Source organism: Cupriavidus sp. 05L310 (genome assembly GCF_056398185.1).
In genome coordinates this window covers 103,041-116,270 of record NZ_JBFTOX010000025.1, presented here as the reverse complement: position 1 = coordinate 116,270, position 13,230 = coordinate 103,041, and the positions used below count along the sequence as shown (strand labels likewise).

14 protein-coding genes are annotated in these 13,230 nt (G+C 67.3%); 12 read left to right on the top strand and 2 right to left on the bottom strand.

The window, feature by feature from the left end; genetic code table 11:
• From AC1DS6_RS19335 to AC1DS6_RS19280, 12 genes are all read left to right on the top strand, one after another.
• Positions 1 to 871, top strand: an 871-nt coding sequence (locus tag AC1DS6_RS19335; RefSeq protein WP_477102933.1) for a DNA polymerase III subunit gamma/tau C-terminal domain-containing protein, incomplete at its 5' end; no start/stop codon positions are given.
• An 85-nt stretch (positions 872 to 956) separates the two neighbouring features.
• Complete coding sequence (locus AC1DS6_RS19330) at positions 957 to 1,289, top strand: YbaB/EbfC family nucleoid-associated protein (RefSeq protein WP_035874797.1); 333 nt, start codon at positions 957 to 959, stop codon at positions 1,287 to 1,289.
• Between the two features lie 20 nt (positions 1,290 to 1,309).
• Positions 1,310 to 1,633, top strand: coding sequence for an antibiotic biosynthesis monooxygenase family protein (locus AC1DS6_RS19325; RefSeq protein ID WP_477102932.1), 324 nt, complete (start codon positions 1,310 to 1,312; stop codon positions 1,631 to 1,633).
• On the top strand, positions 1,630 to 2,244 hold the full coding sequence (gene recR / locus AC1DS6_RS19320) for a recombination mediator RecR (RefSeq protein ID WP_045239450.1): 615 nt from the start codon (positions 1,630 to 1,632) through the stop codon (positions 2,242 to 2,244). Before AC1DS6_RS19325 ends, recR begins: the two co-directional genes overlap by 4 nt.
• 52 nt (positions 2,245 to 2,296) lie before the next feature.
• Positions 2,297 to 3,202, top strand: coding sequence for a LysR family transcriptional regulator (locus AC1DS6_RS19315; protein ID WP_035874805.1), 906 nt, complete (start codon positions 2,297 to 2,299; stop codon positions 3,200 to 3,202).
• A 162-nt stretch (positions 3,203 to 3,364) separates the two neighbouring features.
• Positions 3,365 to 4,561 carry a CaiB/BaiF CoA transferase family protein gene (locus AC1DS6_RS19310; RefSeq protein WP_441632010.1) on the top strand — a complete coding sequence of 399 codons (1,197 nt, stop codon included), beginning with the start codon at positions 3,365 to 3,367 and terminating at the stop codon, positions 4,559 to 4,561.
• Positions 4,558 to 5,532, top strand: coding sequence for a hydroxymethylglutaryl-CoA lyase (locus tag AC1DS6_RS19305; protein WP_441632012.1), 975 nt, complete (start codon positions 4,558 to 4,560; stop codon positions 5,530 to 5,532). Before AC1DS6_RS19310 ends, AC1DS6_RS19305 begins: the two co-directional genes overlap by 4 nt.
• A gap of 110 nt (positions 5,533 to 5,642) precedes the next feature.
• Positions 5,643 to 6,677 carry a Bug family tripartite tricarboxylate transporter substrate binding protein gene (locus AC1DS6_RS19300; RefSeq protein ID WP_477102931.1) on the top strand — a complete coding sequence of 345 codons (1,035 nt, stop codon included), beginning with the start codon at positions 5,643 to 5,645 and terminating at the stop codon, positions 6,675 to 6,677.
• A 316-nt stretch (positions 6,678 to 6,993) separates the two neighbouring features.
• Entirely contained in the window at positions 6,994 to 8,040 is a 1,047-nt protein-coding gene (locus AC1DS6_RS19295; RefSeq protein WP_441632016.1) for an ABC transporter substrate-binding protein, read from the top strand.
• 216 nt (positions 8,041 to 8,256) lie between these two features.
• Complete coding sequence (locus AC1DS6_RS19290) at positions 8,257 to 9,069, top strand: ABC transporter ATP-binding protein (RefSeq protein WP_035874817.1); 813 nt, start codon at positions 8,257 to 8,259, stop codon at positions 9,067 to 9,069.
• A 129-nt stretch (positions 9,070 to 9,198) separates the two neighbouring features.
• The gene (locus AC1DS6_RS19285; RefSeq protein WP_441632018.1) at positions 9,199 to 9,990 is read left to right on the top strand and encodes an ABC transporter permease; all 792 of its coding nucleotides are present in this window, start codon (positions 9,199 to 9,201) and stop codon (positions 9,988 to 9,990) included.
• 278 nt (positions 9,991 to 10,268) lie between these two features.
• Complete coding sequence (locus tag AC1DS6_RS19280; RefSeq protein ID WP_441632020.1) at positions 10,269 to 10,973, top strand: hypothetical protein; 705 nt, start codon at positions 10,269 to 10,271, stop codon at positions 10,971 to 10,973.
• Positions 10,974 to 11,002: 29 nt separating this feature from the next.
• On the opposite strand, the gene AC1DS6_RS19275 is transcribed toward AC1DS6_RS19280, so the two are convergent.
• Both AC1DS6_RS19275 and AC1DS6_RS19270 read right to left on the bottom strand, forming a co-directional pair.
• Positions 11,003 to 12,409 (bottom strand): sensor histidine kinase N-terminal domain-containing protein, encoded by a 1,407-nt coding sequence (locus AC1DS6_RS19275; protein WP_477102930.1) that lies wholly within the window; start codon positions 12,407 to 12,409, stop codon positions 11,003 to 11,005.
• Positions 12,406 to 13,104: a response regulator gene (locus AC1DS6_RS19270; protein WP_477102929.1), complete on the bottom strand. Its 699-nt coding sequence runs from the start codon at positions 13,102 to 13,104 to the stop codon at positions 12,406 to 12,408. The genes AC1DS6_RS19275 and AC1DS6_RS19270 overlap by 4 nt, the downstream gene beginning before the upstream one ends.
• Positions 13,105 to 13,230 lie beyond the last annotated feature (126 nt).

Genomic DNA, 13,230 nt, shown 5'->3' with positions numbered 1-13,230 from the left:
GGCCTCCGCCGCGCGTGGCGGAGGCGGCTCGCGCCTGCCGCCGCCTGCCGCCGCGCCGGCGCCACCGCCGGCTGCGCGCCAGCCCTCGGCCCAGCCTTTGCGTCCGCCTGGTCCGCCTGCGACAGTGTCACGGCCGGCGGCACCCGCTCCGGCTGCAACAACGCCCGCGCGCCGGGAAGCGCCGCCGTCACGGCCGGCCGCCATGGAAGCCAATGACGCCGGCCCGGGCAATGACGTGCCGCCGTGGGAAAACGCGGGCAGCAGCGACGTACCGCCGTGGGAGGACCTCCCGCCGGACCTGCCCATGATCGGGCCGTATGACAGCGATCCCGAACCGATGCCGGCGCGCCAGCCCGCGCCGCGCAGCGAAACCGCCACGCGGCCCGCGCCGGTTGCCCGCGCACCGGTCCAGGCCGCGCCGGCCGAACCCGCCGAGCCCGTGCGGATCACGCCGCCGAAACCGCCGGTGGCAGGCGAGGATGGCTCGCCGCCGGCCTTTACCGGCGCCTGGCCGGAGCTGGCTGCCAGCCTGCCCCTCAAGGGCCTGGCGCAGCAGCTTGCCTACCAGAGCGAACTGGTACAGGTGGTAGGCCGTACTTTCCACTTGCGCGCGCCGGTGGCACCGATTACCGAGGCTGGCGTCGTCGAACGCCTGCAACAGACGCTGGCCGAGCATCTCGGCGTCGACGTGCGGGTGCAGTGCGAAATTGGCGCGGTGGCCGATACCGCCGCCGCCGCGGATGCCCGGGCCCGTGCCGAGCGCCAGCGCGAGGCCGAAGCCACGATCGCAGGGGATCCTTTCGTGCAGGGTTTGCTGCGCGAGTTCGGCGGCACGATCCTGGAAGGATCGATCCAGCCGCGCGCCGCCTGAGCGCCGCTTATTTTTGCAAGGCCGCCGGCGCCCATGACGCGCGGCGGCCCGTAACTTCTATCCAATCGCTAATCAGGAGCATTCCATGATGAAGGGCCAACTGGCCGGGCTGATGAAGCAAGCCCAGCAGATGCAGGAAAACATGAAGAAGATGCAGGAGCAGCTCGCGCTGATCGAGGTCGAGGGCCAGTCCGGCGCCGGCCTGGTCAAGGTGACCATGACCTGCAAGAACGACGTCAAGCGCGTGTCCATCGACCCCAGCCTGCTCGCCGAGGGCGAGGACAAGGAACTGCTGGAAGACCTGGTCGCGGCTGCCTTCAACGACGCCGTGCGCAAGGCCGAAGCCACTTCGCAGGAAAAGATGGGTTCGATGACTTCCGGCCTGCCGCTGCCGCCGGGCTTCAAGTTGCCGTTCTGAGCCAGTTACGGAGCTCGCGCATGATTCTCGAATCCGCAGTGTTGCCGGTGCGCCCGGGCCAGGAAGCCGCCTTCGAGGCGGCCTTCGGGCAGGCGCGCCATATCATCGCGGGCATGCCGGGTTTCCTCGGGCTTGAGTTGCATCGCGGCATCGAACAACCGTCCGCTTACCTGCTGACGGTACGCTGGCGCACGCTGGAAGACCACACCGTGGGATTTCGCGGTTCGCTTCAATACCAGCAATGGAAAGCCCTGTTGCATCATTTCTACGAGCCGTTCCCCACCGTACTGCATCACACGCCGGTGGTGAGCATGACGGCGCCGGCCCTGGGAGACGCAGCGTGAAAGGCGCCCCCCCGACCTCGCTGCAGGCGCTGATCGAGGCGTTGCGGGTGTTGCCCGGCGTAGGCCCGAAATCGGCCCAGCGCATGGCTTACCACCTGCTGCAGCACGACCGAGAGGGCGCCCGCAAGCTGGGTGACGCGTTGCGCGGCGCGGCCGATGGCATCAAGCATTGCTCGCGCTGCAATACCTTCACCGAGCAGGAAATCTGCTCGACCTGCCTGGACGAACGGCGCGATGCCTCGCTGCTGTGCGTGGTGGAAACCCCGTCCGACCAGATCATGATCGAGCAGACGCTGACCTATCGTGGCCAGTATTTCGTGCTGATGGGCCGGCTCTCGCCACTCGACGGCATCGGCCCGCGCGAGATCCACCTGGACCGGCTGCTGGCGCGCGCCACGGATCCCGCCATGGGCGGACCCGTGTCGGAGGTGATCGTCGCCACCAATTTCACCAGCGAAGGCGAGGCCACCGCGCACTATGTCGGCGAGATGCTGAAGGCGCGCGGGCTCAAGGTGTCGCGCCTGGCGCGCGGCGTGCCGGTGGGTGGCGAACTCGAATACGTGGATGCCGGCACCATCGCCCGCGCGGTGATGGACCGGCGCTCGGTCTAGCCGTGCCGGACTGCCTCGCCCTGTATCCGGCCGTGCGCTTGAACGCAACCGCATGAATCTCGCCCGCTTCGACCTCGTCACGCTCGGCCTGTTCGTCGCCGTGGCGCGCCAGGGCAGTATCTCCGCCGGTGCGCGCCAGTCCCACCTGGCGGTGGCGGCGGCCAGCAAGCGCATCTCGGATCTGGAGACCGCGGTCGGGGCGCCGCTGTTCTTCCGCCACGCGGCCGGCGTGCAGCTGACCGAGGCCGGTCAGGCATGCTTCCATCACGCGCTGACCATCCTGCAGGACGTGGAGCGCATGGCTGGCGTGATGTCGGACTATGCCAGTGGCGTGCGCGGCCAGGTGCGCGTCTGCGCCAATACGTCGGCCATCACGCAGTTCCTGCCCGACGACCTGGCGACCTTCATGGCGCTGCATCCCACCATCCGTATCGAGCTCGAGGAGCAGAACAGCAGCGAGATCGTCGCCGCCCTGGTGGAGAACCGGGCGGATGTGGGCATCTTTGCCGACCGCACGCCCAGCGCGGGCCTGGTCACGGTGGAGTACCGGCAGGACGAACTGGTGCTGGTGACACCGCCAGGCCATCCGCTCTCCGAGCGCGGGCCGGTGCGCTATGCGGACACCCTCGAATACGATTTCGTCAGCTTGCCGCAGGTTACTTCGCTGGCGGCCCGCCTGCTGGAGGAAAGCAGCCGGCTGGACCGGCCGTTCCGCCTGCGCATCCAGGTACGCAGCTTTGACGCCATGTGCCGCATGGTGATGGCGGGGCTGGGCGTGGGCGTGCTGCCGCGCATCGCGGCCGAGCCGCATGTGCAGTCGATGGGCTTGTCGCTGGTGGGGTTGCAGGACGCCTGGGCGCGCCGTTCCCTGCTCATCGGCATGCGCGATCCGGCTGGCCTGACGGTGTCGGCGCGGCTGCTCATTACCCACCTCTGCGGCGACCGCGCGCCATTCTGAACCCCCGAGGGCTTTCGCGTTCCGAGAAAGCCCGCTTCTCCGAATGCCGATTCCGCCAGCCGCGCGGCTGGGGCACACTGCGTCGAAACAAGGCGTGGTGCCGGCAACGGCCACACGCCAGCCCCAATCGACATTGCGACATCGCACGGAGACACCCCCATCATGGCGCGACAGATCCTCGAAGGCATCCGGGTCCTGGAACTCGGGCAACTGATAGCCGGCCCCTTCGCCGCCAAGACCCTTGCCGATTTCGGCGCCCACGTGGTCAAGGTGGAGCCGCCGGGGCAGGGCGATCCCCTGCGCAAATGGCGCATGCTCTACGAGGACACCTCGGTCTGGTGGGAAGCGCAGTCGCGCAACAAGCAGTCGATCTGCATTGACCTGCGCAATCCCGAGGGCCAGGAGGTGGTGCGCAAGCTGGCGGCCGAGGCCGACGTGCTGATCGAGAATTTCCGTCCGGGCACCATGGAAAAATGGGGCCTGGGCTACGAGGCGCTCCGCGCGGAGAACCCCGGACTGATCATGGTGCGCGTGTCCGGCTATGGCCAGACCGGCCCGAAGAGGGACGAGCCCGGTTTTGCGGCGGTAGCCGAGGCCATGGGCGGCCTGCGCTATCTCACCGGCGAGCCGGGGCGTGCCCCGGTGCGCGCGGGCCTGTCGCTGGGCGACACCATTGCCGGCCTGCATGGCGCGCTGGGCGTGCTGCTGGCGCTGTATGAGCGCGATGCGCGTGGCGGCGAAGGGCAGGTGATCGATGTCGCGCTGTACGAGTCGCTGTTCAACCTGAGCGAGAGCCTGTTGCCGGAATACTCGGCCTTCGGCGCGGTGCGCCAGCCGGCCGGCGGCGCGTTGCCGGGCATCGCGCCGTCCAACGCCTATCCCTGCGCCAGCGGTGAATACGTGCTGGTGGCGGCCAACGGCGACGCCATCTTCAAGCGGCTGATGCATGCCATCGGCCGCGCCGATCTGGCTGAAGATCCGGCGCTCGCGCGCAACGACGGCCGCGTCAGCCGTGTCGACGAGATCGATGCGGCGATCACGGCGTGGACACGGACACAAGGCGTGGAAGACGCGCTGGCGGTGCTCAAGCAGGCCGAAGTGCCATCGGGCCGCATCTACACCGTCAAGGACATCTCGGAAGATCCGCACTACCGCGCGCGCGGCGTGATCGAAAGCGTGACTGCGGCCAGCGGCCTGACGGTCGAGGTGCCGGGCATCATGCCGAAGCTCTCGGCAAGCCCCGGCGCCATTCACGATCGCGCCCCTACGCTGGGGGAGCACACCGATAGCGTGCTGGAGGCCGCCGGTTTCGACGCCGCCACCATCGCCGAGCTGCGCGCGCGCGGAGTGGTCGCATGAGCGCCGCCATTTCCACCCGCCTGCGCGGACCGGGCCGCATCGAGATCAACGAAGTGGCGCCCCGCGATGGCCTGCAGATCGAACCGGTGGTGGTGCCCACCGACGCCAAGGTCGCATTCCTGGACGCCTTGTCGGCCTGCGGCTTCGCCCGCATCGAGGCCACGTCCTTCACATCGGCGAAGGCTATCCCGGCGCTGGCCGACGCCGAGGCCGTGATGCATCGCATGGCGCGCGCCGCGGGCGTGCGCTATACCGCGCTGGTGCCCAACCTGCGCGGCCTGGAGCGTGCGCTGTCGTGCCGGCCCGATGAGCTCAACCTGGTGATGTCCGCCAGCGAGACCCATAACCGCGCCAACCTGCGTATGACGCGTGTCCAGTCGCAAGCCCAGTTGCTGGCGATGACCGAGGCCGCCAACGCGGCTGGCGTGCCGGTCAATGTTTCGCTGTCCACGGTGTTCGGCTGTCCCTTCGAAGGCGAGGTGGATCCCGATGCCGTGATGGCGCTGGCCGAATCCTTCGCCAGCGCCGGCGCGGCCGGCATCACGCTGTGCGATACCACCGGCATGGCCTATCCCAGCCAGGTCGCCTCGCTGTGCGAGCGCTTCCAGCAAGGCCTGCCGCAAGCCGGCCTGACCATTCACCTGCATAACACCCGCGGCATGGGCCTGGCGAACGCGCTGGCCGCCTGGCAAACGGGGGTGACGCGTTTCGACGCCGCCGCGGGCGGCCTGGGCGGCTGCCCGTTCGCGCCGGGTGCGAGCGGCAATGTCAGCACCGAAGAGCTGGTGCACATGTTCGCGGCAATGGGCGTGGATACCGGAGTGGACCTGGGGCGCCTGCTCGATGTGGTGGCCGGGCTGCCGGCGCTGGTCCAGCGCGACACCGCCAGTCAGTTGCTGCGCGCGGGGCCGCGCCTGCGCACGCATCAGCCGCCGGCCTGGCTGGCCGAACATTTCGGCGGGCAGCACTGACGCCGCACGGCCATACCGAATCCCGAAGAACGGTTGCGCACCGCGCGGCGAGGGCTGGCGCGGGCGCTGTAAAAGACCAAGATCAACAAGCACCAAGCAGGAGACGCTCCATGCCTCGCATCCCGGCATTTGCCAACGCACGTCCGCATTCTTCCCTGTCCGTATCGCCGGCGCGCCGCAAGACACTCGCCGCCGTGGCGCTGGCAGCCGCCAGCCTTGCGGGTACTTCCGCCTGGGCCCAGGACAGCAGCTATCCGAACCGGCCTGTCACGCTGGTGGTCTCCGCCGCCGCCGGCGGCACCACCGACCTGGCCGCACGGATGATCTCCGAGCCGCTGTCCAAGGCCCTCGGCCAGCCGGTGGTGGTGGACAACCGGCCCGGTGGTTCAGGCGGCATTGCCGCGCAGACCGTGGCGCGTGCCAAGCCGGACGGCTATACGCTGCTGGTGCAGTACTCTGGCTTCCAGGTCATCACGCCGCTGCTGACGAAGACCTCGTGGGACCCGGTGAAGGACTTCGCGCCGGTCGCCAACCTTCTGTCGGCGCCGCAAGTGCTGGTGGTGCGCCCGAGCCTGCCGGTCAAGACGCTCAAGGAACTGGTGGCGTATGCCAAGGCCAATCCCAACAAGCTCAACTACGCGTCGTCGGGGAACGGCTCGCTGCAGCACGTTTCCACCGAGTTGCTGAACCAGATGGCCGGCATCCAGATCACCCATGTTCCATACAAAGGCACCGGCCCGGCCATGACCGACCTGCTTGGCGGCTCGGTCGATCTCACCATCACCACGCCGCCGCCGTTGATGGGCCATATCCAGGGCGGCAAGCTGCGCCCGCTGGTGGTGACCAGCAAGCAGCGCCTGCCCAGCCTGAAGGACGTGCCGTCCGCGCCGGAAGCCGGGTACCCCGACCTCGACGTGTCTTCGTGGTTCGCCATGTACGCGCCGGCCGGCACGCCCAAGCCGGTCATCGACAAGCTCGCGGGCGAGATCGAACGCATCATGCAGACCGAGGCCTTCCGCAAGAAGGCCGAAGAACTCGGCGCCGAGGCGAAGTTCATGGGGCCGCAGCAGCTCGCCACGTATCAGCGCAACGAACTGGCGCGCTGGGGCAAGGTCATCAAGTCGGCCGATATCCACGCGGAATGAGGCGCGCGTCGGGCTGGCCGTCAGGGCGATTCCGCAAGGCCATCGAGTAAAGCCGGTCAGTAAGGCGGTCGAAAGGCACGACCTGTATTGTTAGTGCCCCGCATGCCGCCATGCGGAGCCGCACTGTAGGTGTTGATCCCGATGCGACCCGGCGCGGCATCGGCTAGCATCGCAACTTGCCGCTTCGCGGCACCACGGAATCCGTGGCACGCCGTGGCACGCATGAGCGCGAGATCGGCGGCTGGCGTCGGCGGATGGCACGCAACGGTGCATGCCGCCGGCCGGCAGCCGGGTACAACAGGTAGGAGAGAGAAAAATGTATAACAAGAAGTTCTGGAAGCAGGCGCTGCTCGCGCTGGCGCTGTTCCTTGCGGGTTGGTTCACGTTCGGTGGCTACGCCCAGGCGCAAGGCAAGCCCGAGAAGGCCAAGATCACCATCGCCGTGGGTGGCAAGAACCTGTTCTACTACCTGCCGCTGACCATCGCCGAGCGCCTTGGCTACTTCAAGGATGAAGGCCTCGACGTCGAGATCGTCGACTTCGCCGGCGGTGCCAAGGCATTGCAGGCGGTGGTGGGCGGCAGCGCCGACGTGGTTTCCGGCGCCTACGAGCACACCATCAACCTGCAGGCCAAGGGCCAGCAGTACCAGGAGTTCGTGCTGCAGGGCCGTGCCCCGCAGATCGTGCTGATGGTTTCCAACAAGACCATGCCCGACTTCAAGTCGGTGGCCGACCTGAAGGGCAAGAAGATCGGCGTGACCGCGCCGGGTTCGTCGACCAATATGATGGCCAACTTCGTTCTGGCCAAGGCAGGGCTGAAGGCGTCGGACGTTTCCTTCATCGGTGTCGGCGCCAGCGCCGGCGCGGTGGCGGCAATGCGCTCCGGCCAGATCGACGCGATGGCCAACCTCGATCCGGTGGTGTCGATGCTGACCCAGAAGAACGAAGTCCGCATCGCCTCGGATACCCGCACGCTGAAGGACACCCAGGCCGTGTTCGGCGGCAATATGCCGTCGGGCTGCCTCTATGCATCGGTGGCGTTTATCCAGCAGAACCCGAACACCACGCAGGCGCTCACCAACGCCATGGTGCGCGCGCTCAAGTGGCTGCAGAAGGCCGGTCCGTCGGACATCGTCAAGACCGTGCCTGAAAGCTACCTGCTGGGCGACCGCGCGCTCTACCTGGCTGCCTGGGAAAAGGTCAAGGAAGCCATCTCGCCGGACGGCAGCATGCCCGCCGACGGCCCCAAGACCGCGCTGAGCGCGCTGCAACAGTTCGATCCGGACCTGAAGGGCAAGACCATCAAGCTGGAAAACACCTTCACCAACAGCTTCGTGCAGAAGGCAAACGCCAAGTACAAATAAGGCATCGCCCGCGCCCAGGGTGCCGGCGGCCCGCTGCGTGCAGCGGGCCTTTGCATTGGCAAGCGCCGATGCCGGCCATGGCATCGGGCACGCCGCCTTGAACTTGCCTTCCACGTTATTCCTGTCACGCGGTACTGCGCTGTCCGTATCGCTTGCACGGTTCGCACCGTTCGCGCAGTCAGCGTTATTCAGCACCGTATCCGCCAAGAGCCTGCCATGAGCACTGCCGCACTTTCCCTCGACAACGTCACCTGCACCTTCGTCTCGCGCGAAGACCGCAGCCAGCGCTATACCGCCGTCAAGGATGTCACCCTGGATATCCAGCCGGGTGAATTCGTCTCCGTGGTGGGGCCGACCGGCTGCGGCAAGTCCACCTTGCTTAATGTGGGGGCGGGTTTGCTGCAGCCCTCGATTGGCGAGGTGCGCGTGTTCGGCGAGCCGCTGCGGGGCATCAACACCCGCGCCGGCTACATGTTCCAGGCCGAGGCCCTGATGCCTTGGCGCAGCGCACTCGACAACGTGATCGCCGGGCTGGAATTCCGCGGCATGGCGCGCGCCCAGGCAGAGCAAGAGGGCGAGGCCTGGCTGCGCCGCGTTGGCCTGGGCGGTTTTGGCGACCGCTATCCGCACCAGCTCTCGGGTGGCATGCGCAAGCGCGTCAGCCTGGCCCAGACCCTGGTGCTCGATCCGGACATCATCCTGATGGATGAACCGTTCTCCGCGCTCGACATCCAGACCCGTCAGCTGATGGAAAACGAAGTGCTCGACCTGTGGGCGGCCAAGCGCAAGGCGGTCCTGTTCATCACCCACGATCTCGATGAGGCCATCGCCATGAGCGATCGCGTGGTGGTGCTGTCGGCGGGGCCGGGCACGCACCCGATCGGCGAATTCGCCATCGACCTGCCGCGTCCGCGCGATGTCGCCGAGATACGCAATCACCCGCGTTTTGTCGAACTGCACGCCGCGATCTGGGATGTGCTGCGCGAGGAAGTCCTCAAGGGCTATGCGCAGCAGCGCAAGGTTGCGTGAGTTGACTACCGTCACTTCGCGCGGCGCATTGCGCGCAACGAACTCCGCGAGCGCGCCGGTCGCCACGATGGCCCGGCCCGCCCGCTTCCCACTCAATCCTGTCTGATTTAAATTCGAACTCCGATTCCCATGGCTTTCCGTCCCGACTCCAAGGGCATGCTGCGATTCTGGCAGTTGCTCGTCCTCGTGGTGATCCTCGGCGCCTGGCATATCGCCACGCGCTCGCAACAAGTTGCCTTCTTCTTCGGCGAACCGCTGATGGTGGCCCAGCGTATCTGGAACTGGTTCGTGGTCGAGCGCGATATTTATATCCACCTCGGCGTGACCCTGATCGAGACGCTGCTGGCTTTCGGCATCGGCACGGCGGCGGGGCTCGGCGTTGGCCTGTGGCTGGCGCTCAGCCCGCTGACGTCCGCCATCCTCGATCCCTACATCAAGGCCATGAACTCGATGCCGCGTGTGATTCTGGCGCCGATCTTCGCCGTGTGGTTCGGTCTGGGCATCTGGTCCAAGGTGGCGCTGGCGGTGACGCTGGTGTTCTTTATCGTGTTCTTCAACGTCTACCAGGGCGTCAAGGAAGTCAGCCCGGTGGTGCTGGCCAATGTGCGCATGCTGGGCGCAAACCAGAAACAGCTGCTGCGCCATGTCTACCTGCCGAGCGCGACCAGCTGGGTCTTCTCCTCGCTGCATACCTCGGTTGGCCTGGCTTTCGTGGGCGCGGTGGTGGGCGAATACCTGGGCTCGGCGCGGGGCGTGGGTTACCTGATCCTGCAGGCCGAAGGCACTTTCGACATCAACACCGTGTTCGCCGGCATCGTGGTGCTGACCGCGGCGGCGCTGGTGCTCGACACGCTGGTGGGCATCGTGGAGAAGCGATTGATGAAGTGGCAACCGCGTAGCGGGGAGACCGAGCGCTTGTAAGACTGGCATCGGCATGGCGCGGCGGCGATCGCGCGTGGCAATAGGAGCGGCCGGAGGATGACTTTCCTCCGGCCGTTTTTATTTTKCGAGGTAATTGCGTAGCCTGCCCTGGTGCCGCTTCATCTGGCACTGTCGACGGGGGTAGGGCGCAATTGTCGGGCGTAATGTTTTGTGTTTAAGACAATTATTTTCACCTAGAATCGGGACCTGATTTCCATTGCCCGAGACATGCTGCGCGTTCCAGCGCCGAGGCGCCGGGATGCGCAGGCAAGCCACCGATGCCATTGACGTACCCGATACCGACTGCCGGCCGCGGCGCCCGCAGCCAGCGCCTGATCGTGGCCGCACTGGTGCTGGCGGCGCATGTCCTGGTGTTGGCGCCGGTGCCCTGGCCTGCCCGGCAGTTGCTTTCCGAACCGCAGCGGCGGGACGAAGCCGGCGCGAAGGCCTTGCAATGGGTCACCGTCATGCCTTCCGCGGCGCCGCCAATCCCTGTCATGCCAGCACACGCGCCACTTGCCGCGACCACGCGTGGCCAGCCTGCAGTCGGAGCGCGCCCCGCTGCACGGGCTGAGCAGCCCGTGCAGCCGCCTGCCGCGGCAACGGTCTCTGCGCACCCTACGCGTGCGGCACCCTCCGGTGCCGCCACGGTACCCATGTTGCGGCTGGAACCGCCTGCCTCCGGCGACGCGCCGCCAGTCCCCGGCGCCGCACTGGACAATATCGCCCGCAGCAGGCAGCGGGGCGGGGCGAGCTTCGAGCGCGCAGCCTCGGATGCGGTGGCGTCGCCCGCGCGCCGGCTTGCCGCGGGCATTGCTGCCGCGGCACCGGGCGCGGATCTCGGCGAAGGGCAGGCGGGTGTGAATCGCACCGCGCGAGTGCGGGGCGCAGCGGGAACCTACTGCCTGCGCGCGAAGGACCCCAGCCTGAAGGTCGATCCTTTTCGCCAGGAGCTTGCCGTGCCGACCAATTGCCCGCCTTAGCGGCACCGTCGAAGGCAACGCGATGCGGGTCAGGTGGCGGCACTCGCAGCCGCCACCGGCGCAAAGCGTACGCTGACCGTCAGGCCGCCACCCGGCGTTTGCTCGAGCGTTACCGTGGCGCCATGGGTGCGTGCAATCTCGCGCACGATCGGCAGGCCAAGGCCGCTGCCTTGCTGCGCCTGGGTGGATTCGCCACGATAGAAACGCCGGAATACCTTGTCGCGCTCCTCGTCTGCAACGCCGGGACCGTTGTCGATCACCTGCAGCAACGGCTGTTTTCCCCGCGCGGCCACGTGGACCGTCACCTGCGCGCCATGGCCGGCATAGCGGATCGCGTTGTCTACCAGGTTGCCGACCAGCTCCTGCAGCAGTTCTGCCTGTCCCATCGCGTGTACCGGCGCCTGGGCCTCGAAGCCCAGGTCGACCCGGCCGGCGCGCGCCACCGCTGTCCATTCGAGCGCAGCGTCCCTGGCGAGCAGGTCGAGGCGCAGGGGCTGCAGTGCCGGCGCATAGCCGCTGTCCGGTTCCAGGCGCGATAGCGACAGCAATTGTTGTACGCCTCTGGCCGCCTGGCGCACGGTATCGTGCAGCGGACGCAGGTGGCGGCGAATGCGTTCGCCATCGTGCTCGCGCAGCGCGAGCTCGGACTGTGCCTGCATGATCGCCAGCGGGGTCTTCAACTGGTGGGCCGCGTCGGCAAAGAAGCGCTTGCGCGCGAGCAGCATGCGGTGCAGGCGCGCGACATATTGGTTGATGGCCTCGACCAGCGGTTGCATCTCGGCGGGCAGGTGCCGATGTTCCAGCGGCGCCAGGTCATCGGCGCCGCGCGCGGCCACCGTGCCGCTGAGCCGGTGCAGCGGCCGCAGGCCGCGCCGCACGCCAAGCCAGACGATACCCAGTGCCAGCGTCACCAGCACCAGTTCCTGCTGCAGCGAACCGGTCAGGATATCGCGCGCCAGCATCTGGCGCGGCTCGATGGTCTCGCCGATCAGTACCCAGACCAGCCGCGTCTGTCCCGACGGCGTGTCGCGCACCGGCAGTGGCTGGGCCGCCATGCGCACCGGCTCTCCCCGGAAACGGGCATCGTAGAAAACGGTCTTGTAGAGTTGGGGCTTGGGCGCGGCAGGCATCGGGAGGTCGTCGTAGCCGGTCAGCGTGGCACCTTTTTCATCGCGAATCACGTAATAGATGCGGCTGCCGGCCTCGGACTCGAAAATCTCCAGCGCCAGGTAGGGCACGTCGATGGCGAAGCGGCCTTCATGCAGGCGGATGCCTTCGCGCATCGACTTGAGCGAGGCTTCCAGCGTGCGGTCGAATGCCACGTGGGCGGCATCCATGGCGCGGTGGTAAGTCATCCATGCGTCGAGCGCCAGCAACATCAGCAACGGCAGCAGCAGCCAGAGCGACAGCTGCAGGCGCAGGCTCGGTACTTTCATCGCGCGGCGGGCAGGGCCGCGCCAGCCTGGGCGCCCGCATCGAGCAGGTAGCCCAGCCCGCGCAGGGTGACGATGGCCACGCCGCTGCCATCCAGCTTCTTGCGCAGGCGGTGCACGTAGATCTCGATGGCATCGGGGTTGACCGACTCGTCGATGCCGAAGATTTTCTCCGACATGGCCTCCTTGTTGACGGCGCGTCCGTCGCGCAGCATCAACACTTCGAGCACCGCGCGCTCCCGCCGGGTCAGTGCCAGCGTTTCGCCGTTCAGCGTAAACGCGCGGCTGATCCCGTCATAGCACAGCGTGCCGCATTGCAATTGCGTGCTCTCGTGCCCGTGGCTGCGGCGTATCAGCGCGCGGGCGCGGGCTTCCAGCTCGGACAGGTCGAACGGCTTGGACAGGTAGTCGTCGGCGCCGAGATTGAGCCCCTTTACCCGGTCCTCGACGGATCCGTGCGCGGTCAGGATCAGTACGGGCAAGGCATTGCGCCGTTGTCGCAGGCGCCGCAGCACCTCGAGCCCATCGAGCTTGGGCAGGTCAAGGTCGAGGATGAGCAGCGCGTAGTCCTGCGTCGCCAGCAGGTGATCGGCGGCCCGCCCGTCGTGCATGCAGTCGACGGCGAAGCCGGCCTGGGTCAGCGCTTCGACCAGCGCATTGGCCAGCATCACATTGTCTTCAACAAGCAGGATTCGCATGGTTTAGGCGAGGGCAGGGCCCCCTTGAAAAGCGGAAAAGTCAGCGCGCGCCACCGCAACGGCGAAATCGGCAGCCGCAGAGGAATACAGGCATCCGGCCCGACTTTGAAGCTAGGGAAACTCCCA